This is a genomic window from Micromonospora sp. S-DT3-3-22, assembly GCF_015354745.1.
GTDB classification, from domain to species: domain Bacteria; phylum Actinomycetota; class Actinomycetes; order Mycobacteriales; family Micromonosporaceae; genus Micromonospora; species Micromonospora wenchangensis.
In genome coordinates this window covers 15038-34397 of record NZ_JACGMO010000012.1, presented here as the reverse complement: position 1 = coordinate 34397, position 19360 = coordinate 15038, and the positions used below count along the sequence as shown (strand labels likewise).

Below are 19360 nucleotides of genomic sequence, written 5' to 3'. Positions count from 1 at the left end.
GCGGGGATGTGCCTGCTGTAGGCAACCGCACGTCACACCATCCGCGTCTCCCGATTTCTGCCGCGAGTCTGCTGTTTCCACATGCACGGAGGAGTGTCGGTGAATCACTTTCGTAGAGCTTTTCTCGCCGTGCTGTGCGGAGCCGTGCTGGTGGTCGGTCCGCAGACCCCCGCATCGGCGATCGCCGGCGGCACCACCACGTCGTCACTGCACGGGCAGGTGCAGATCTGGAACAACGGAGGGGCCGACTTCCGCTGTACCGGCTCGCTCATCCATGTGCGCTACGTGCTCACCGCGGCACACTGCCTCCACAGCAGCCGCCTCGTGGTCAAGGCGGGCGACAAGCGTCTCGGCAGCGGTCAGCGCATCATCGTCGACGGCACGGCGGCGGCGCCGAAGGGCTACGACATGGCGGTCCTGCATCTGGCGTCGAACGTCACCCAGAGCAATCTCGTCGTTCCCTACAGCCGAGACACGGCTCTGCTCAAGACCGGGGTCACCGTAGCCATCCGCGGCTGGGGGCAGACCGAGACGAACGGGCCACCGGCGTCGACCCTGCGGGTGTGCAACCTGCGGGTCGAGCGATCCATCGGGTCGGAGCTGGAGTTGGAGGGACTCAACGGGGTCCCCCTGGACGGCGACTCCGGGGCGGCGGTCTGGCAGAACAACCGCGTCCAGGCCGTGTTCACCCACTCCGACGACGCGCTGGGTGGACTGTCCGTCCCCACCGGTTTCCTGGCCGGCTGGATCAAGAGCGTCAGCGGGGTCGACGGAATCGACTGAACCCGGTCTGATCGCCCGGCGACCGGGACGGGTCGTCGTCAGGCGGCGTTGACGCTGGAGAGGACGGCGTCCCAGGCCAGTTCGGCGGCGACCGTGCCCAGCCGCAGCGACGGGGCGGGCATCGTCACCTCGTCGGTGGTCAGGGCGAACAGGGTGTCACCGTCGGCGATGGTGTGGAACGGCTGGATGGCCCGGTGCATGGAGCTGTGCACCTGGGTGGCGAACTGGGCGAGTTCGGTGTCGGTCATCCGGACGTTGGTGACCACGGCGGTCAGGGTGGTGTTCCCGCCGGTGGGCGCGGGGTCCGGGGTGGCCGCCGCGACCAACTCGGCGTAGTCCTCGGCCGGGTGGCGACGCCGGCCGGTCGCCGGGTCGAGGTTGCCCCGCACGATCCCGCCGTCGCGGTCGACGATCACCCCCATGGCGTTGACCACGGTCAGCACCAGCAGCCGGGCCGCGCCGACGCGGGCGAAGGCGGCACCCTGCCCGCCCCACTCGGCGCGGGCATTGTCGACCTTGCCGACAGTTGCGCCGACACCCGCGCCGACCCGCCCGACGGCCACCCGGTCGGCGCGTACCGCGCGCAGCCCGTCGGCACCGAGCCCGGCGTCGGGGTAGATGGCGTTGTCCCGGGGCGCGAAGTCGTAGACGACGGCCCCGGACACCACCGGCAGGCTGCCGAAGTCGGTGGCGTAGCCGGTGCGGCGGAGCAGTTCGTCGTAGACACCTGACGCCGCGGCGAGTCCGAAGCTCGACCCGCCGGCGAAGCACAACGCGTGGTGGTACGGGAAGCCGCCGCTGACCCCGACGGCCCCGCCCCGCTTGTCGACGGCGGTACGCGCGCCGCCAGGGATGCTGAGCACGGTGACGCCGGTCGGGCCGTCGGGGTACTCGGCGGTGCCGATCGCCACGCCGGGCAGGTCGAAGTCGACCCATCCGTCGCCCGCCGCACCGAGCACCGCGGGTCGCCGCCGGTGGTCGTTGCCGACGGGTGACGTCGTACGCGGCGGGGCCGGATGGTGCTCGGACATGAGGATCACCGTCTTCCGTGGGGGGTGTGGTGGTGGCGTGTCCCGACCGACGCCCGGTTACCTAGACTGGGCTGATGGCCCGTCCCGTCACGCTGCACGATGTCGCGCGCCGGGCGGGTGTCGGCAAGTCCACCGTTTCCAATGTGCTGTCGTGTTCCGGCAGGGTCTCCGAGGCGACCCGGGAGCGGGTCCGCGCGGCGATGGAGGAACTGGGTTACGTCCCCAACCGGGCGGCCCGGCAGTTGCGGGGCGGGCGCACCGGCGTCATCGGGGTCTACGTTCCGGGCGTGCCGTCCACGTCGGAGTTCTACATGCGGTTCGTCTTCGGCGTCATGGAACGTGCCGCCGCCCGCGACCGGGACGTCTCGATCCTGACCGCCTCGGAACGCCGGTCGCCCCGCGCGCTCGACGGGGTGATCGTGGCCGATCCGCACCGGGACGACGCGTTCGTGCCGGTCCTGATGCAGGGTGGCATGCCGGTCGTGTGTTTCGAACGGCCCCCGGTCGGGATGCACGCGGACGTCGTGCTCTGGGCGGACCACCACCGGGCGCTCACCGGGCTGCTGGACCGGATGGCCGGGGCCGGGGCCCGGCGTCCCGCCCTCGTGGTGCCACCGCAGACGGGTGACTGGGCGGCCCAGTTGGCGGCGGCGCACCGGGACTGGTGCGCCCGGCACGGCGTCGCCCCCGTGGTGGCGCACCATCCGTGGGTGCCGTCGCCGGCGGAGGTGTCCCGGGCGGTCGAGCAGGTGCTCGCCGCGCCGGGGGTGGACGCCCTGGTGTGCGCCTCGGTGGACACCGCGCCGACGGCCGTGCAGGTGCTGCACCGGCTCGGCCGTCGGGTCGGGCGGGACGTCCTGCTGGCCAGCGCCACCGAGTCGAGCGCGCTGCGGCTGGGCCAACCGCCGGTCACCGCGCTCGACCTGTCGCCGTTGGACGCCGGCCGTCGCTGCGCCGACCTGCTCGACGACGTGACCGGTGGCGGCCCGGGTGGGGTCTACGAGCATCCGGTCCACCTGTGGTGGCGGGAGTCGACCCGGGGGCCGGTCACCGGGTCATCCGTTCCAGCGCCTCCTCCATCCGGTCGCCCGCTTCCACCGGGTTGAGTCCGGCCGCGAGGCCGTCCTGGTAGACCTGGTCGAGGACGGGGCGGAAGCGGGCGTAGCGGCGTTCCCACTCGGCGGCGTCGGTGCGCCAGTAGCCCACGCAGACGGCGCGGTCGCGGGGCAGCCGGTGCACGGTGCGCAGCACGGACCGGGCCGTTCGGCACTCCCCGGCCTCGCCCGCGACCCACACGTAGCCGGGGCCGTCGGGCAGCGTGGTCTCCCGCAGCCGGTCGACGAGGCTGCCCGGGCCGTGGCCGTTGCCGACCCCGACCCGTACGTCGACGTGCACGGTGGGGTCGTCGCCGGCCGCAGCGAGCAGGTCCCGGGCGTCGGCCAGGTCCGGCAGGTCCACCAGCACCCGGACCGGGAGGCCGGGGGTGCGTTCCGCGACGGCACGGGTCGCGGCGGGCAGCCCGGACAGGTCGGCGGCGAGCACCAGCCAGCGGGTGTCCGCGGGGGGACGGAACCAGGCGCGGCACCGCCACAGCAGGAGACCGGCGCCGGTCTCGGCCTGCCGCGCCCAGGACGTGGCGGGGCCGTGATCGTGCAGGGCGAAGTCGATGGTCAGCCGCGCCCCGGCGGGGTCGACGGCGCGGACGGAGTAGTTGCGGCCGAGGGGCGGGTGCTGCTCGTCGTGGTAGCCCCACACCTCGCCGCGCAGGGTCATCGGCGGCGGGGCCGCCTCGCCGGGGCGGGGGAAGTAGAGCGTCACCGACTCGTCCGGTGCGCCCAGGCAGGGGAAGTGGGCGAGGTCGGGGCCGCCGAGGACGATCCGTTGCAGGTGCGGGGTCAGCCGCCGTACCTCGTGCACGGTGGCGGTCCAGAAGCCGGGTCGGGTGAGTGTGTCGGTCATGGCGCGCTGTACTCCGAACGGGTGGCCGGGTCGCCGTCGACCGCGAGGGCGAGCGCGGGGACGATCTTGTCCAGGACGTAGGGCAGGCTCAGCACGGAGGCGAACGCCAGCGCGCCGTTGGCCTCGGTGCCGAGGAAGACGTCCCGGCCTTGGGTGCGGACGTCCAGCCGGATGTAGAGCGGGTCGCCGAGCAGGGTGGTCACGCCCGGGTCGGTGGCCGCCTCGGACCAGACGGCGACGTCCACGTCCACCAGGTCGAACCGTTCGCGGCTGATGGTGGCGGACTGGTTGGCGTTCGCGGTGAGGGTGGTGACCTCGGGTGCCATGGTCAGCCCGAGGTCGAGCAGGACCTTCGAGGCGGTGGTCTCGGGGCTGAACAGGTAGTACTGGCCCTCGTAGGTGGAGGCGAACACGGTGCGTGCGCCCTTGAGGCGGGGATGGGCGCCGGCGACCGAGGCGATCCGCTGTTCCAGGTCGGTGACGAGTTTCTCGGCCTCGGCGCTGCGGCCGGTGATCTGTCCGGCGGCCCGGCTCATCTGCTGCCAGGTCACCGCCCAACTGCCGTCGCCGGCGGGCTGGGCGACGGTGGGGGCGATCTTGGTGAGCAGGTCGTACTCCTGCCGGGACATGCCGGAGGAGAGCCCGACGATGACGTCGGGGCGCAGCGCGGCGATCTGTTCGTAGTCGAGTTCGGCGCGGGCCAGCACCTCCGGCCTGGCCGTGCCGAGCCGCTCCCGGGCCCACGGCCAGGTCGCGTTCGGCATGTTGCCGTACCAGTCGCGGATCGCCACCGGCACCTCGCCGAGGGCGAGGAAGTAGTCCTGCTCCTTGAGGCCCACCACCACGATCCGTTCGGGCTTGGCGGTGAGGGTGGTCGCGCCGAAGGCGTGGGTGAGGGTGGTGGGGAACGCGGCGTCGGACGATCCGGACGCGGGCTCGGCGGGGCTCGCCCCGTCGGCGGCGCAACCGCCGGCCACCAGCACGGCGAGTATCAGTGCGGCGGCGGTCAGGACAGTGCTCAGCCGGCGTGGGCGGGAGTGTGACATGGCATTCGATCCTCAGGAGGGGCAGCGAGAACGACGTTCCCAGTGGCTTAGGGTAGGTTTACCTTAGCCAGTGATGGAACGTTCCACCATGAAGTGAGTCACAGTGTCGGTCGCCACCCCCGCCGGCTTACGCCGCCCCCGCCTGCTCGCCGCCGGGCTGCTCGCCTGCGCGCTCGCCCTGCTGGCCGCGATCGCCGCCAGCCTCGCCGTCGGCGCGCTGCCCCTGACGACCGGCACCGTGCTACGGGAACTCCTCGCCCACGGCGACAGCGAGGCGGGCCTGATCGTCTGGGAGGTCCGGCTGCCCCGTACGGCGATCGCGATCTGCGTCGGAGCGGCCCTGGCCCTGGCCGGCACCCTGATGCAGGCACTCACCCGCAACCCCCTCGCCGACCCCGGGCTGCTGGGCGTCAACGCCGGAGCCGCCGCCGCCGTGGTCGCCGGCATCCTCGCCGGGGTCACCGGCCAGCGCGGACACCTGCTGCTCGCCCTGCTCGGCGCGGGCCTCGCCGCCAGCCTGGTCACCGCCATCGGCGGCACCCGGGGCCCGGGCCGGGCCGAGGACGGCCGGCTGGTCCTGGCCGGCGCAGCCGTCGGCGCCTGCCTGACCGGGGCCGTCGCCGGCGTCACCCTGATCGACCAGACCGCATTCGACAGGTACCGCTTCTGGGCCGTCGGCAGCCTCGCCGACCAGCCGCCGTCCGCCCTGCTCACGGCAGCACCGGCGCTGCTCGCCGGCCTGCTCGTCACCGTCGGCGTGATCCGGCCGCTGGACGTGCTGCGCTTCGGCGACGAGGGCGGCACCGCGCTGGGCGTCAGCCCCGGCCGCACCCGGCTGCTCGCGCTGGTCGCCACCACCCTGCTCTGCGGCGGCGCGACCGCCGTGGCCGGCCCCATCGGCTTCCTCGGGCTCGCCGTCCCCCATGCCGCCCGGGCGATCTGCGGCCCCCGGCTCGGGTGGATCGTCGCCTACGCCTGCCTGCTCGGCCCGATCCTGCTGATCACCGCCGACGTGATCGGCCGGCTCCTGGCCCGCCCCGGCGAGATCGAGGTCGCGATCGTCATGGGCGCGATCGGCGCGCCCGTGTTCATCGCCCTGGTCCGCGCCCGGAGGATTCCCCGCCCATGACCACCGCCCCGACCAACGCTCCCGGTCGCCGTACCCGCCGTCGGCACACCCGCCGCGCCACCCTGGCCTGCCTCGTCGCGCTGGCCCTCGGCACCGGGCTGGCCGTCGTCGCCCTGGCCAGTGGCCGGTACGCCACCCCGCTGCACGACCTGTGGCCGGTGCTCACCGGGGGCGGCGATGCCGGCCTGCGGTTCGTCCTGTTCGAGCTGCGGCTCCCCCGGATCGGCACCGCGCTCGCCGTCGGGGCGGCCCTCGGCGCGGCCGGCGCCCTCTTCCAGAGCGCCAGCCGCAACCCCCTCGGCAGCCCCGACATCGTCGGCTTCACCGTCGGCGCCGCCACCGGCGCGCTCGTCGTCCTGCTGGTGCTCCACGACACCCGACTCACCCCTGCCGTGGGCGCGGTGCTCGGCGGTGCCGCCGTCGCCGGGGCGGCCCTGCTGCTCGGCGGGACCGGGCAGCGCCTCATCCTCGTCGGGATCGGCCTGTCCGCCCTGCTCACCTCCGTCAACGCGTACCTGCTGACCCGCGCCGAGGTGACCGACGCGCAGAACGCCGCCGTCTGGCTCGTCGGCAGCCTCAACGGCAGCGGTCCGCACCTGCCACTGCTGCTCGGCGCGCTCGCGGTGCTGCTGCCGCCCGCCGTCCTGACGGCCCGGGGGCTGCGGCTCATCGAGAACGGCGGGGACAAGGCACTCAGCCTCGGCGTCCCCGTACGCCGGCAACGGCTCACCGCGACGGCCCTGGCGGTCGCGCTGACCGCCGTCGGGGTCGCCGGCGCCGGGCCGGTCGGCTTCGTCGCCCTGGCCGCCCCCCACCTGGCCCGCCGGCTCACCCGCGTCGCCGCTCCCCTGGTGACCACGAGCGCGGTGTTCGGCGCCGTGCTGCTGCTCGCCGCCGACCAGCTCGCCCAACGACTCGTCCCCGGGCAGCAACTGCCCGTCGGCGCGGTCACCGGCGTCGTCGGCGGCGGCTACCTGGCTCTCGTCCTGGCCTGGACCTGGCGAGGCAGGCCCGGGTGAGCCGCCGCCCGTCCCGCACCGCACCGCCACCCCGGAGGCAACCATGACCGCCCCGCCCACGATCGAACTGGACTCGGTCACCGTCGGCTACGACCGCCGGACCGTCTGCCGGGACGTCTCCCTGCGGATCGCCGAGGGAAGCTTCACCGTCTTCATCGGACCCAACGGCTGCGGCAAGTCGACCCTGCTGCGCACCATCGCCCGGGTGTTGCGGCCGGGCGGGGGCCGGGTGGCCGTCCTCGGCCGCGACGTGCGCGGCTACAGCCGGCGGCAGTACGCCCGCACCGTGGGGCTGCTCCCCCAGGGCATCGAGGCACCGGCCGGGATGACCGTCACCGATCTGGTGCTGCGCGGGCGGCACCCGCACCGGTCGGCGCTGAGCCGCTGGACGTCGCAGGACGACCGGGCGGTCACCGCGGCGCTGGCCGCCACCGGGACCACCGACCTCGGCGACCGGGTGCTGACGGAACTCTCCGGAGGCCAACGGCAACGCGCCTGGCTGGCCATGCTGCTGGCGCAGGACACCCCGATCCTGCTGCTCGACGAACCGACCACCTACCTCGACATCGCCCACCAGTACGAGGTCCTCGACCTGCTCGCCGACCTGCACGCCGGTGGCCGGACCGTGGTGGCCGTCCTGCACGACCTCAACCAGGCGGCCCGCTACGCCACCGACCTGGTGGTGCTGCGCCACGGCCAGGTCACCACGACCGGTCACCCGTCGGCGGTGCTCACCCCGGACCTCGTCGCCGACGTGTTCGGGTTGCGCTGCCGGATCGTGCCCGATCCGGTGACGGGCACGCCTGCGGTGTTCCCCGAGTCGTCCCGCCCCCACCCGAGCAGCCCCGTGGTGGCGCCCGGTGGATGAGCGGACCACCCCCGCCGAGGGCGGGCCGCCGATGCGGCAGCCCGCCCGGTCGGCGGCGGAAGCCCCGGCCCTGGACATCGCTACCTACCAGTCATGACCGACGGGGGCTTCACCGCCGTGCGGCGCTAGCGCGGGCCCCGCCGGGGTCGGGGAACGATCTTCTCGGCGTCGACCACGGTGAACGAGGCGTACGGGTGGACGCCGCCGCTGACGACCGCCTCGGCCTGCCGGTCGCCCAGGAGCACCCAACGGAAGAACGCGGTGACGTATCCGGCGCTGACCTGGCGCTGTTCGGTCTCGGTCAGTTTGCGGGTCACGTGCGACCACTCGATCGGCGGTTCGGGGGTGCCGCTGTCCGGGTCCCAGTCCGGGGACGTCGGGGTGCCACACCAGCCCGGTGCCGGACCGAAGCCCTGGTCGTCGATGGCGCCGACCTGCCCGCTCCCGGGGGACCACTGGGTGTTGAGGAAGTTGTGGTTCGCGCCACGGACATGCCAGGTGTAGACCGGCTCACGCGTGTGACCGGTCGCCAGCTTCGCATAGTCGAGACCCTGCTCGCTGTCGCAGCCGCCGACCCAGACCGCGAGTGGTGCCGAGGTCACCCGGTAGAGCTTGGCATCCGGGGAACCGGGGTTGGTGGCGGTGCCCGAGCCGGCGGCGGCGAGGGCGAGGACGCCGGCCACGCGTACGCCTGCCGGAAGGTCGACGCGGTGGACGTCCGCGGCGTGCCAGGCCACCGCACGGCCGCCGCGTGAGTGGCCGAGTGTCCCCGTACGCGAGAAGTCGATCCTGCCTTTGACGTCCGGGGTCGGGCCGTTGAAGTGGCCGGCCAGGGCGCCACGGCCCGTGCGGGCCAGTTCGGTCCAGAGCGCGAGATGCTTGTTGATGAGCTTCGCGCGGGCGTTGTCGGCCTCGGTGCCGATCTGACCGGCGTTGATCCCGTTGGCGCTGATCGAGACGACGACCATTCCTTGGGCGGCGAGCTGCCGGGCGAGGTAGTCGTAGCCTCGGTAGCTGGGCAGTGCTGCGACACCGGGCGCGCAGGGCCACTGCCAGAGCCGGTGGATGGCGTCCAACCAGCGCGGGTCGTCGTAGTAGTCGGCTGGCGACTCCTTCTCGATACGAGCCGCCTCGGCGTCGGCAGCCCGGTCGGCGCAGGTGGACCAGTAGCCGTGCGAGAGCACCACCAGCGGAAACGGCCCGTTGCCGGCGGCCGGGTAGTGCACGTTGCCGGTCAGCTCGATCGGTGCCAGGGTCGACGAGTCCGGGCCGTCGGTGTGGAAACCGGCGACGGTGAACGCGCGGTCGCCGAGGGTGTAGTCGAGCGACCTGACCGGATAGGTGCGGTCCTTCGCCTGGGCGGGTGACGTGGGCACGAGGCCGGCGGCGACCAGGGCCACTGCGGCCAGGCCCTTCAGCAATGACAACCTTTTCTCCTTCACGGGGACCGGGGCTGGTACGTGCCACATCCTGGCGAACCCTTGTCAGGAACCTGTGGTGATCCGGTAGTGGTCCCGTTCTCTACCTGTTTCGATGTTCTGACGCCTCCTAGACTCGCCGCCGTGAACGCGAACGTGCTCGTCGCCGAGGACGACCCCAAACAGGCCGAACTGCTCCGGCGGTATCTGGAGCACGAGGGCCACCGGGTGTCGGTGGTCCACGACGGCCGGGCCGCGCTGGACGAGATCCGCCACCGCCCGCCGGACCTGCTGGTGCTGGACGTCATGATGCCGCGCGTCGACGGCCTCGACGTGTGCCGCATCCTGCGTCGGGACTCCGAGGTGCCGGTGCTGATGGTCACCGCCCGCAGCACCGAGGACGACCTTCTGCTGGGCCTGGACCTGGGCGCCGACGACTACCTGACGAAGCCGTACAGCCCGCGGGAACTGGCGGCGCGGGTGCGCACCCTGCTCCGCCGGACCCGGTCCGCGGCTGCGCGGCCCGTCGCGCCGCCCCTGCGGGTGGGCGACCTTCTCCTTGATCCGGTACGCCACGAGGTCACCGTCGCGGGCACCCCGGTGGTGTGCACCCCGGGCGAGTTCGCCCTGTTGAGCACGTTCGCTGCGGAGCCGGGTAGAGCGTTCAGCCGCGACCAACTGCTCCGCCGGCTGCACGGGCTCGACTCGTACGTCACCGCCCGCACGGTCGACGTGCACGTGATGAACCTGCGCCGGAAGATCGAGACGAATCCGCGACGCCCGGCACGGCTACTCACCGTGTACGGAATCGGATACAAACTCGCCGATGGCTGAGTGGTGCGGACGCGGCAGCCTCCTGGTCCGGCTGCTCGCCCTCAGCGTGGTCATCTCCGTACTCTCGATCTCGGCGACCGCCTGGCTCGCCGTACGCGACACGACCCGGGCCCTGCAACAGGAGCGCGGCCGGGCGCTCGCCGACGACGCGCGGATCTACGACGCCCTGCTCGGGCACGCCGCGACGCACCACGACTGGACGGGCGTGTCGCCACTGGTGCGGTCCCTCGCGGCGGACACCGAGCGACGGATCGTCCTGACCGACCGCAACCGCACCCCGCTCGCCGCGTCCGGTGCGGGAGCCCTGCCGCAACGGGCCTCCGCCACCGTCGACCCGCTCGACGTCGACACCGATCTGGCGGGCACGGCGGGAGCCGGCGGCATCGACGCGCGGGCCACCGGCCCGTACCAGCTACCGGACGCCGAACGGACCGCGCTACGCCGATTGGCGGTGAGGGCACTGGACTGTCTGCACGGTCCGGTCGACCTGGCCCCGCTGACCGCGGCGGAAGGGTTGTTTCCGGTCCGTACCGATGCGGAGATCGTCGTCGCCCCCAGCGGCCGGCCCCGCATCGCGTCCCGAGGCGCCACCGTCACCGGCGACGCGCGGTGCGCCGGGGAGTTCGACGCGTTGGCTGAGCCGACCACCACCGAGCGACGAGCGCTGGACCAGCTCGACGACCTGGTCAACACCTGCCTGGGCCGCCAGCGGATACCGGCGGTGCGGACCGACCTCGACGGACAGTGGACCCCGGCCGGGTCCGGCCCGATCACCACCGAACGACGCGACGACGTCGACGGTTGTGTCGCCGCGGCCCGACGCACCCAGATCGCCGACCACGTCGCGCCACCCGTGTTGCTGTTCGTCACCGACCCGGGTACCCCGGTGCCGGTCGGCGCCTTCGACCTCACCCCGGCCAACCGGTTGCGGATCTTCGGGGTGGCCGGGGTGGTGCTGCTCGTCGCGGTCGGCGTCACGGTGCTGGTGGGGGTACGCCTGGTCCGACCACTACACGCGTTGACCGCCGCGGCTGGGCGGATGCGCAACGGCGACACCACGGCACGGGTCCGGGTCGCCGGACGCGATGAGATCGCCCGGCTCGGCAACGCGTTCAACGAGATGGCCGAACAGCGGTGCCGGGTCGAGCAACTGCGCCGCGACATGGTCGGCGACATCGCCCACGAGATGCGTACGCCGGTGACGAACATCCGCGGCTGGTTGGAGGCAGCCGAGGACGGGGTGGTCGAACTCGATGTGGACCTGGTCAGCTCGCTGCTGGACGAGGCGCTGCTACTCCAGCACGTCATCGACGACCTTCAGGATCTCGCCGCAGCCGACGCGGGCGAGCTGACACTGCACCGGCGACAGGTCGAGGTGCCCAAACTGCTGCGCGAGGTCGCGGACGCCTTCGCTCCCGCCGCCGAGTCCGCCGGGGTCGCGCTGGTCGTCGATGCCGCACCCGGCACGGTCGACGCCGATCCGATCCGGCTCCGGCAGGCCATCGGCAACCTGGTCACCAACGCGATCCGGCACACCCCCGCCGACGGCCAGGTCACGCTCTCCGCCCGGCACCAGGCAGCGTACGCCGAGATCGTCGTGGCCGACACCGGGCCGGGGATTCCGGAGGAACAGCGTGACCTCGTCTTCGAACGGTTCTGGCGGGCCGAGAAGTCCCGCAACCGGCGAACGGGCGGCAGCGGTCTCGGGCTCGCCATCGTCCGCAAAATCGCCGAGTCACACGGCGGCACCGCAGGGGTCGCCGGCGCCGCCGGGACGGGAGCGGTGTTCACCCTTCGCCTTCCGGCCGCATCCGGGCAGGCCGACCCGCCGCACGGACCTGCCCCGCTCCCCGACCGACCCTGACCCCGCACCGCCGTGGGACTACCCCGGCCGGCGTCCCCATGCCGAGATGAGTGGCGCGAGGGTGAGGTCGAGCTCGCCGGCCCCGACGGCGGCCAGGTGCGCGTCGATCTCGGCGTCGGTGGCCAACCCCGCGGCGAGCAACTCGGCGCGGACCATCCGCACCGTCGCCGCCTCCAACCGGTCGCAGGCCACCCCGCCGACCGGGAAGCAGCCGGACGCGCCGACACCGACCAGACCGGCCGCCCGCAACGCCCCCGGCAGCGTACGGCCGAAGCGCAGGTCCGCGCCCCGGCGGGTCAACAACTCCCGGACCGCCCGGCGTAGCCGGTTGGCGCGCCGCTGTGCCGGGCCGACCTCGTCGAGGCAGGCCAGCGGCTGCAACTCGGTGTCGGCGTCCTCGACGAGAAGCCAGCCGCCGGGCCGCAACGCCGCCACCATCGTCGCCAACGCCCGGGCACGGTCGGGCACGTGGACGAGCACGAGCCGGGCGTGCACCAGGTCGAAGGTCCCCGGCTGCGGCGGCGGATCCGCGCCGATGTCGTGCCGGACCACCTCGTACCCACCTCGCGGGCCCAACCAGGCGGGATCGATGTCCGTGGCCAGCACGTGACCGGAGGGGCCGACGGCCGCCGCCAGCGCCTGCGGGATGCCGGGGCCACCGGCGCCGACCTCCCAGCAGCGCCAGCCCGCCCGTATTCCGAGCCGGTCGACGTGCCCCATGGTGACACCGTCGAACAGCTCAGCCAACCAGGTGAACCGCTCGCCAGCCTCCACCCGCGCGTTGTCGAGCAGATAGCGGCGATCCGGAGCAGACCCGCCGGGACGCGGTGATGGGAAGCCGGACTCCCCGCCCGCCGGGTCCACCCGCCCACCCACGGTCGGCTGCGGCCCGGACCCGGGGCCGGTGAGGGGCTTCGGTGAACTCACACCCCCATCCTCACGACCGACCGCCTCCGGTGCCAGTACGACGCCGGATGAAACCAGACACGGGACGAGCGGTCTCGTCGGACCGTGCACGACGAGTCGGCGGCTCGCGACCGGCGGCTGGCCCGGTCACGGGGACCCGTCAGTGGTTCACCGCACCTGGTACGCGCCGCCGCACGCCTCGGCGAGGGTCGACCCGAACAGCGCCGCCGGCGTGTACGCGCCCGGCTTCCCCTGACCGTCCAGCAGCCGCCGGACCACCTCGGCGGGCACCGTCGCCGTCCAGGACTGGGCCTCGCCGACCCGCAGCCAGCCCTCGCGGATGCTGCCGTCCGGCCATTCCACGACGGCGTGGCCCCAGGAGTGCTCGCGGGGCTTCGGGCGGGCCCTGGTCGGTACCGTGGCGAGCCGTCGCCGCAGGAGGGCGCGCACCGGGCCGATCGCGAGCAGGGCGGTCGCCACGGGCAGCACCGCGCGCATCACCGGGGAGGACGGGGCCTCGCTCGATGCGGCGAGCACGTCCGCTGCGCCGCTGGCCCGCTGGGCGGCCATCAGCTCGCCGAGCGGCATGCCGGCGGTGGTCACCGTGGACCCGTCGGGAAGGACCAGTTTCATCGGGTCGCCGGCGAGCGGGGCGGGGGTGAGTCGTCCGTCGCGGTACCGGCGGCCCTGGAACCGCCCACCGCCCTCGACTCCGGGGATGCCCTCCACGATCGTCGCGGCCAGGGCGTCGCCGACCACGCCGTCCTCGGTGGCCAACGAGGGCACCATGTCGACCCGGACCCGCCGGGGTGTCGGCCGCCCCTGGCAGAGCTTCACCACGACGCTCTCGGTGGCGGTCACGCCGAACCCGGCTCCCGTGACGGCCGTGCGCCCCGCTGCCGTCAACTCGCCGTGCCGGCCGAGGACCGCCGACACCGAGGCCAGATCGTTGGCGAGGTCGAGGTAGTGGCCGGTCGGGAGGCACGCGTCCAGCAGGGGCAGGGCCGTCTCGATGAACGGTCCGACGGTGTTGACCACCACGGCCGGCCGTTCCCGGCGGATCGCGGCCACGGTCTCGCGGACCGAACCGGCCACCATCGTCGGCAGCCCGCCGGCGGCGGCCTTGAGCCGTTCGGCGTCCCGGCCGACCAGCACCGGCTCGATGTTCCGTCGGCGCAGTTCGGCCGCGATAGCGCGCCCGCTGCGGCCGGTGCCGCCGAGGATCCACACGTCGGTCATGGCACAGCTCCGCCCTGGTGCGGCATCCGCCCCAGTGACGACACGCCGTGTCATCACCATACCGGCGACGACACGCGATGTCATCACGGCTACACTCGGATCATGGCAAGGTGGCGACCGGATGCCCGCGAGCGGCTGCGGCAGGCGGCGCTCGAACTCTTCGCCGAGCAGGGCTTCGCCGCGACCACGGTGCCGGCGATCACCGCGCGGGCCGGCCTGACGACGCGCACGTTCTTCCGGCACTTCGCCGACAAGCGCGAGGTGCTCTTCGCGGACGAGGCCGAGATCGGCGCCTTCGCCAAGCAGATCATGGCCACGGCGCCCGCCGACGAACCGCTGGCGTTCATCGTCGCGGGCCTGCGCACGCTCGCCGAGACGTACTTCGAAGGCCGCAAGGACGACCTGCGGCAGCGGCGCGCCATCGTGGCGTCCGACCCGGGGCTGCGCGAACGCGACCAGCACAAGCGCGCGATGCTGGCCCAGGTGATGCGGGACGGCTTCCGCGCCGGCGGCCTCGACCCGCTGCGGGCCGACCTGCTCGCCGAGACGGCGGGAACCCTGATGTACGTGTCCGTCGCCGCATGGCTCGACACCGACGACGGTCGCCGGCTCGCCGACATCATCGACACCGCACTAGCGACCTTGCGGACCGAGATGGAAGGGCTGCCCACCTCGAACGGTCAGGTCGCCCCGGAAGGGTGAGTCCGGCACGAGCGGGTCCGACCCTGTCCGGATGCCGCCCGTCGGGTCCGGGCGTCGCCGCGACCGTACGTCAGGCCGCAGCGACGCCGACGTCCACGGCTATCCCTTGACGGTGACCTGGTGCTCCGCACAGGCAGCGATCAACCTGGGGACTGCGGCGGCGAGGTTGACCTGCCGCAACTTCACCGTCTCCGGCGCATCGCGCGGATCCTGCGCCCGTTGCGCCCGCTGCACCGTGCCCACCGCGAAGACCCCCGCGGACCGCAGATCCTCGTGCGCGGAACGCTGGAACAACTCCCCCACCCGCCGCACCTCGTCATCAGGGGTGACCTCGCCCTGCGCGGCCCGCACCACGAACCCGGCCGACCGGCAGGCCGTCACCCCCGGATCCTCATCCTCCCGGTCAGCGAGCTGCCGGTACGCCACCGCACCACCGCCACCCAGGGCGAGCACCACGAGGGCCACCACCGACGGGATGACCCACCGACGTCGTCGCCGTGGCACCTCGACGGCGGACCCGGCCCCGGAGTGGTCGTCAGTCACCCGAACGTCCTTTCTCGACTGTCCCAGCACAGGGGCGGAAAACTACCACCTCGACTCGCCCCACTCCCCGACCGAGCCGAGTCGGCGCGGTAGCCGCCGCGCTCGGCGCGGTAGCCGGCGGTGACCGACGTCCGGTCGGATTGCGGCCGTCGACCGCCCACGGGACCGTCTGCGGATTAACCACCTGCGCAGTCGTCGGTGCCGGTGGTCGAGGGGGTTCAGGCGGTCCACGGGGTGGTAGGGGCTGGCGTGATGCCGTAGTCGGCGAGCCAGCCGAGCAGGTCCTCGCGGTGGGCATGGACGAGTGAGCCACCGGTGAACCGGAGGTCGTCGGTGACCTCGGCGACGATCTGCGGGGGTGGGAGGAACGAGCGTGCCGCCGCGTCGGAGGTGAACTCGGCCTCCGCCAGGATCAGACCGTGCAGGGGCGGATCGAAGATGTCGATGCCCAGCGGCGGGACGCTCAGACGGGTCTTGGACAGCGTCGCGGCGGGCAGGCGGGCGAGCAGTTCGTACTCGGCCGGGGACAGGTAGACGTTCGTGATGAGTCCCTGGATGTGGCCCGGCCGCGCGGCGGGCACCTTCTGGGTGAGCTTGCACTCGCGGGATCCGTCGGCGGGGCTTTCGGCACGCCTGAGGCGCAGCCGGGTGCCTGTCAGGTACCGGTCGGTGATGCGACGGCTGGCGGTGACCGATGCCGGCAGCGGCGGTCCGGCCAGCAGGAACCGCCGCTCCCGCTCGATGCGCGCGTACCTCCCCTCGCGGACCGGCTCGGCTGTCATCGGGCCCCATTCCAGCACCGTGCGGTGATCATGGCGAGCATGAGGGTCCGGCAGGCGCGGAGTAGCTGCGGCCGGAGCACGAGCCGGTCCGGCGCACGCGTGGGTGACGCGTACACCGGACGTGGGACGGCTCTACTGCCAGGGGCCGCTGCGGCAGATGAACTGGGTGGTGCCGCTGTACTGGGTGGTGCCGCCGTCGACGTAGCTGTAGCTGGCCCGCACGGGGTGGCCGAGGTTGCTGGCCGGGCAGGCGGCGAAGAGGGTCGACCCGGCGGTCGTGAAGGTGCCGACACTGCCGGAGTACCAGGTGATGCTCCAGGTCGTCGTGCCGGTGCTGCTGCCGTCGCAGTAGAACTGCGAAGCGCCGGACTCGCAGAAGGGCGCCGGTGCGGCGGCGAGGGCCGGCGTGGCCCCGGCGGCCACGAGGCCCAGGGCGGCAAGCGCGGATGTAGCCAGGGCCGTGACGGTGGTACGCATGGAACTCCTCCCAACGTAGCCGGGTAACGACTGAGCGCGACGTCAGCCTAACTGTTGCATCGACGTACCCGAATTAGCTGTTCGGTCGGTCAGGCACCCGTCGTAGCCAGCGGTCGTGGTGCACCGCCTCGGCGAGGGGCCGGCGTCGCCGCCACCCGCGCCGTTCCAGGTCGGGCACGGCCGCCAGGTGGGTGACCGGCCCGACGCAGAGCCAGGCCACCGGCCGGATGCCGGCCGGCACGCCCAGCAGTTCGGCGAGGAACGACTCCCGGTAGAAGGACACCCACCCGACGCCCAGCCCCTCGGCGGTGGCGGCGAGCCAGAGGTTCTGGATGGCCAGGCAGACGGAGTAGAGGCCCGCGTCGGCGATGGCGTGCCGCCCGAGCACCGCCGGGCCCCCGCGCCGCGGGTCGTACGTGACGACGACCGACAGCGTCGACTCCAGCACCCCGTCGATCTTGATGCGCGCGAACCGGTCGGCCGCGGCACCGTCCAGGGTGGCGGCGAACGTCGCCCGCTCGGCCTGCACGTGCCGGTGGAACCGGCGGCGGACGGCAGGGTCCCGGACCAGGACGAAATCCCACGGCTGCGAGTAGCCGACGCTGGGCGCGGCGTGCGCGGCGTCGAGAATCCGGTGCAGGGTGCCGGCCGGCACCGGCTCCCCGGTGAACTCGGCCCGGACGTCCCGGCGGCGGTGGATGGCGTCGTAGAGTTCCACAGGCAGGCTCCCGCTGCGCTCGGCCCACCCCGGACGGGTGGGCGGTCGACGCGAGGCCGGTCTTCGGACTCCCGGATCAACGCCGACCCGTCCGCCTTCCCAGCCGTACGGCCAGTGGCTGCGCTCCTCGCGCCTGGACGGTCGCTCCCCGGTCACCGCGGCGGGCCCGTGCCGGATTCACACCGGCTTCCCGATTCTCCCCGCACCACGCGGGGCACCTCGCACGTTCGTGCCGCCGCCGATGCTACCGGTGGATCACGTACCTCGTGCCCGAGGTGGTCGCCGGATACGGCCCGGCAGCCGGGTGACGGTGGGCCGCTGACGCCGGCCTCGGCGTTCACCGGCTGGCGGTCGTCCGGCGACGGTTCCCGGTCGGGTAGTGCCTGCGCAGGTCGGAGGTCGTCATCCGGTCGAGCGTCCGGTCGGGGAGGATACGGGAGGCCCGGATGAGGAAGGCAGCCGTCGCGCCGATGGTGTAGCGGGTGCGGGGCCTGCGGTCGGTCACCGCCGCGGCGATCCGTTTCGCGGCGACGGTGGAGGTCACCCCGGCCCTGGTGAACGCCGCCACGTGGGAGGGTATCGCCTGCATCAGGGCGCCGTAGCGTTCGTTCTGCTCGGGGGTCATCGTGTCGTCGAGGCGACCGAGGGCGGCGAGGCCGACGCGGGACATCTCGGTCTGGACGCCGCCCGGCTCGACCACCACCACCTGCACGCCGTGGGGGGCCAGTTCGTTGCGCAACGCGTCGCTCATCGCCTCCATCGCGAACTTGCTGGCGGCGTACGGCCCGTAGCCGGCCATGGAGATCCTGCCGTTGAGGGAGCTGATGTTGACGACGCGTCCCCTGCCGCGCAGCAGGGCGGGAAGCAGGGCCTGGGTGACGGCGACGTGGCCGAAGAGGTTCACCTCGAAGATGCGCCGCCATTCGTGCAGCGGCATCACCTCGACCGGGCCGGCGCCGGGGACGCCGGCGTTGTTGACCAGCGCCCGCAGCGGCAGCGGGTCCCGCCCGACCCGGGCGGCGAGCGCGGCGACGTGGTCGGGGTCGGTGATGTCGAGGATCACCGGCTCGATGCGGTCGGCCCGCAGGGCCGTGGCGTCGCTGTCGCGTCGTACGCCGGCGAGGACGTGGAAGCCGCGGCGGGCCAGTTCCCGCGCGGTGGCCGCACCCATGCCGGTCGAGGCGCCGGTCACGACCACGAGTTCCCGAGTTTCAGTTGACGTTGTCATCTCTCTAGTCTGCGCCATTGAGATGACAACGTCAACCGAAGGAAGTGACCTGGTCGTCACCAGCGGACTAGCATCGTCCGCGTGACCAGCCGCGCCGAATCAGCCGCCGCCACCCGCCGCGCGCTGCTCGAATCGGCCGCTGAGCTGCTCGATTCCGGTGGCCTCGACGCGGTGACGCTGCGCGCGGTGGGAGCACGCGCGGGAGTGACCCGCGGAGCGCCCTACCGGCACTTCCCCGACAAGGAGAGCCTGCTGATCGCCGTCGGGACCCGGGCGTGGGACACGCTCGGCGACCGCATGCAGGCCCTCCGCGCCGACCCGGGCCTGTCCGCCGCCGAGAAGATCCGCGGCGGTCTCCTCGCGCTCATCGACGTCGGCCGCGTTCAGCCACACCTCTACCAGCTCATGTTCAGCAACCCGCCCGGCGATCCCACCGCACTCGCCCGGGCCGCCCAGCGGAGCCAGACCGAGTTCCTGGCCGTCGTCGCCGAACTGGTGGGCGAGCAGGACGCCCGCCGGTACGCGGCCCTGCTCATCAGCAGCGCGAACGGGATCGCCGGTCTGGAGGCCAGTGGCCAGCTGGCCGACCCGAAGTGGGGAGGCGTCTGCGCCGAAGACCTCACCGACACCCTCGTCGACATGGTCGCCGCCACGAGCCGGCACACCTGACCGGCGGGCGGCGGACTCGACGGCCCGGGACACCGGCTGCACGATCGCGTCGGCGTGGCCGGGAAGCGTCGGCAGGGCGGGCCAGACGAGCAGGTGAGTGGTCAGTGCCGGGCCAGCCGGCACCAGCAGCGCCGGCCCGGCCAGG

20 protein-coding genes and 1 riboswitch are annotated in these 19360 nt (G+C 73.3%); of the genes, 9 read left to right on the top strand and 11 right to left on the bottom strand.

Translation table 11 applies throughout. The features are described 5' to 3' along the window. The first annotated feature begins 99 nt into the window (after positions 1-99). Entirely contained in the window at positions 100-783 is a 684-nt protein-coding gene (locus H1A17_RS05360) for a trypsin-like serine protease (protein WP_168222449.1), read from the top strand. 38 nt (positions 784-821) lie between these two features. Here H1A17_RS05360 and H1A17_RS05355 read toward each other — a convergent pair whose 3' ends face one another. Further along, a complete protein-coding gene (locus H1A17_RS05355; RefSeq protein WP_145919259.1) occupies positions 822-1814 on the bottom strand; it encodes a P1 family peptidase in 993 nt (330 codons plus the stop codon). A 74-nt stretch (positions 1815-1888) separates the two neighbouring features. On the opposite strand from H1A17_RS05355, the gene H1A17_RS35280 reads away from it, so the two are divergent. Then, entirely contained in the window at positions 1889-2920 is a 1032-nt protein-coding gene (locus H1A17_RS35280; RefSeq protein ID WP_145919258.1) for a LacI family DNA-binding transcriptional regulator, read from the top strand. Here H1A17_RS35280 and H1A17_RS05345 read toward each other — a convergent pair. After that, the gene (locus H1A17_RS05345) at positions 2862-3773 is read right to left on the bottom strand and encodes a siderophore-interacting protein (RefSeq protein WP_145919257.1); all 912 of its coding nucleotides are present in this window, start codon (positions 3771-3773) and stop codon (positions 2862-2864) included. The two genes, H1A17_RS35280 and H1A17_RS05345, sit on opposite strands and share 59 nt — an antisense overlap. Further along, a complete protein-coding gene (locus tag H1A17_RS05340; RefSeq protein ID WP_194821219.1) occupies positions 3770-4819 on the bottom strand; it encodes an iron-siderophore ABC transporter substrate-binding protein in 1050 nt (349 codons plus the stop codon). The genes H1A17_RS05345 and H1A17_RS05340 overlap by 4 nt, the downstream gene beginning before the upstream one ends. A gap of 103 nt (positions 4820-4922) precedes the next feature. Between H1A17_RS05340 and H1A17_RS05335 the strand changes: the two genes are divergently transcribed. From H1A17_RS05335 to H1A17_RS05325, 3 genes are read left to right on the top strand one after another with little or no spacing between them, the layout of a single operon-like run. Then, positions 4923-5948 carry an iron ABC transporter permease gene (locus tag H1A17_RS05335; protein ID WP_194821218.1) on the top strand — a complete coding sequence of 342 codons (1026 nt, stop codon included), beginning with the start codon at positions 4923-4925 and terminating at the stop codon, positions 5946-5948. After that, positions 5945-6967, top strand: a complete 1023-nt coding sequence (locus tag H1A17_RS05330; protein ID WP_145919254.1) for an iron chelate uptake ABC transporter family permease subunit — start codon at positions 5945-5947, stop codon at positions 6965-6967. The genes H1A17_RS05335 and H1A17_RS05330 overlap by 4 nt, the downstream gene beginning before the upstream one ends. 43 nt (positions 6968-7010) lie before the next feature. Then, positions 7011-7835, top strand: coding sequence for an ABC transporter ATP-binding protein (locus tag H1A17_RS05325; RefSeq protein ID WP_145919253.1), 825 nt, complete (start codon positions 7011-7013; stop codon positions 7833-7835). A 125-nt stretch (positions 7836-7960) separates the two neighbouring features. Here H1A17_RS05325 and H1A17_RS05320 read toward each other — a convergent pair whose 3' ends face one another. Then, the gene (locus H1A17_RS05320) at positions 7961-9262 is read right to left on the bottom strand and encodes an alpha/beta hydrolase (protein ID WP_194821217.1); all 1302 of its coding nucleotides are present in this window, start codon (positions 9260-9262) and stop codon (positions 7961-7963) included. A 135-nt stretch (positions 9263-9397) separates the two neighbouring features. On the opposite strand from H1A17_RS05320, the gene H1A17_RS05315 reads away from it, so the two are divergent. Both H1A17_RS05315 and H1A17_RS05310 read left to right on the top strand, forming a co-directional pair. Then, on the top strand, positions 9398-10087 hold the full coding sequence (locus tag H1A17_RS05315; RefSeq protein ID WP_145919251.1) for a response regulator transcription factor: 690 nt from the start codon (positions 9398-9400) through the stop codon (positions 10085-10087). Next, positions 10080-11951 carry a cell wall metabolism sensor histidine kinase WalK gene (locus H1A17_RS05310; RefSeq protein ID WP_194821216.1) on the top strand — a complete coding sequence of 624 codons (1872 nt, stop codon included), beginning with the start codon at positions 10080-10082 and terminating at the stop codon, positions 11949-11951. Before H1A17_RS05315 ends, H1A17_RS05310 begins: the two co-directional genes overlap by 8 nt. 18 nt (positions 11952-11969) lie before the next feature. Here H1A17_RS05310 and H1A17_RS05305 read toward each other — a convergent pair whose 3' ends face one another. Then, complete coding sequence (locus tag H1A17_RS05305) at positions 11970-12878, bottom strand: methyltransferase (RefSeq protein ID WP_194821215.1); 909 nt, start codon at positions 12876-12878, stop codon at positions 11970-11972. Between the two features lie 147 nt (positions 12879-13025). Next, positions 13026-14096 carry a hypothetical protein gene (locus H1A17_RS05300; protein ID WP_194821214.1) on the bottom strand — a complete coding sequence of 357 codons (1071 nt, stop codon included), beginning with the start codon at positions 14094-14096 and terminating at the stop codon, positions 13026-13028. Positions 14097-14198: 102 nt separating this feature from the next. On the opposite strand from H1A17_RS05300, the gene H1A17_RS05295 reads away from it, so the two are divergent. Next, a complete protein-coding gene (locus H1A17_RS05295) occupies positions 14199-14798 on the top strand; it encodes a TetR/AcrR family transcriptional regulator (RefSeq protein WP_194821213.1) in 600 nt (199 codons plus the stop codon). 99 nt (positions 14799-14897) lie between these two features. Here H1A17_RS05295 and H1A17_RS05290 read toward each other — a convergent pair whose 3' ends face one another. From H1A17_RS05290 to H1A17_RS05270, 5 genes are all read right to left on the bottom strand, one after another. Next, positions 14898-15341: a hypothetical protein gene (locus H1A17_RS05290; protein WP_194821212.1), complete on the bottom strand. Its 444-nt coding sequence runs from the start codon at positions 15339-15341 to the stop codon at positions 14898-14900. A 218-nt stretch (positions 15342-15559) separates the two neighbouring features. Then, positions 15560-16123, bottom strand: a complete 564-nt coding sequence (locus H1A17_RS05285) for a hypothetical protein (RefSeq protein WP_194821211.1) — start codon at positions 16121-16123, stop codon at positions 15560-15562. A 132-nt stretch (positions 16124-16255) separates the two neighbouring features. Next, on the bottom strand, positions 16256-16600 hold the full coding sequence (locus tag H1A17_RS05280) for a hypothetical protein (RefSeq protein WP_194821210.1): 345 nt from the start codon (positions 16598-16600) through the stop codon (positions 16256-16258). Between the two features lie 73 nt (positions 16601-16673). Continuing rightward, positions 16674-17318, bottom strand: coding sequence for a 5,6-dimethylbenzimidazole synthase (gene bluB / locus H1A17_RS05275; RefSeq protein WP_194821209.1), 645 nt, complete (start codon positions 17316-17318; stop codon positions 16674-16676). Between the two features lie 36 nt (positions 17319-17354). Continuing rightward, a riboswitch (cobalamin riboswitch) is annotated at positions 17355-17555 on the bottom strand. 100 nt (positions 17556-17655) lie between these two features. Further along, positions 17656-18546, bottom strand: coding sequence for an SDR family oxidoreductase (locus tag H1A17_RS05270; protein WP_168222448.1), 891 nt, complete (start codon positions 18544-18546; stop codon positions 17656-17658). An 81-nt stretch (positions 18547-18627) separates the two neighbouring features. Between H1A17_RS05270 and H1A17_RS05265 the strand changes: the two genes are divergently transcribed. Continuing rightward, positions 18628-19215 carry a TetR/AcrR family transcriptional regulator gene (locus H1A17_RS05265; protein WP_145919243.1) on the top strand — a complete coding sequence of 196 codons (588 nt, stop codon included), beginning with the start codon at positions 18628-18630 and terminating at the stop codon, positions 19213-19215. Positions 19216-19360: the final 145 nt, after the last annotated feature.

Bases quoted from the DNA above. Each gene is read 5' to 3' on its own strand.
- H1A17_RS05355 (WP_145919259.1), bottom strand. From the start codon at position 1,814: ATGTCCGAGCACCATCCGGCCCCGCCGCGTACGACGTCACCCGTCGGC.
- H1A17_RS35280 (WP_145919258.1), top strand. From the start codon at position 1,889: ATGGCCCGTCCCGTCACGCTGCACGATGTCGCGCGCCGGGCGGGTGTC.
- H1A17_RS05345 (WP_145919257.1), bottom strand. From the start codon at position 3,773: ATGACCGACACACTCACCCGACCCGGCTTCTGGACCGCCACCGTGCAC.
- H1A17_RS05340 (WP_194821219.1), bottom strand. From the start codon at position 4,819: ATGTCACACTCCCGCCCACGCCGGCTGAGCACTGTCCTGACCGCCGCC.
- H1A17_RS05330 (WP_145919254.1), top strand. From the start codon at position 5,945: ATGACCACCGCCCCGACCAACGCTCCCGGTCGCCGTACCCGCCGTCGG.
- H1A17_RS05325 (WP_145919253.1), top strand. From the start codon at position 7,011: ATGACCGCCCCGCCCACGATCGAACTGGACTCGGTCACCGTCGGCTAC.
- H1A17_RS05310 (WP_194821216.1), top strand. From the start codon at position 10,080: ATGGCTGAGTGGTGCGGACGCGGCAGCCTCCTGGTCCGGCTGCTCGCC.
- H1A17_RS05300 (WP_194821214.1), bottom strand. From the start codon at position 14,096: ATGACCGACGTGTGGATCCTCGGCGGCACCGGCCGCAGCGGGCGCGCT.
- H1A17_RS05295 (WP_194821213.1), top strand. From the start codon at position 14,199: ATGGCAAGGTGGCGACCGGATGCCCGCGAGCGGCTGCGGCAGGCGGCG.
- H1A17_RS05285 (WP_194821211.1), bottom strand. From the start codon at position 16,123: ATGACAGCCGAGCCGGTCCGCGAGGGGAGGTACGCGCGCATCGAGCGG.
- H1A17_RS05280 (WP_194821210.1), bottom strand. From the start codon at position 16,600: ATGCGTACCACCGTCACGGCCCTGGCTACATCCGCGCTTGCCGCCCTG.
- H1A17_RS05270 (WP_168222448.1), bottom strand. From the start codon at position 18,546: ATGACAACGTCAACTGAAACTCGGGAACTCGTGGTCGTGACCGGCGCC.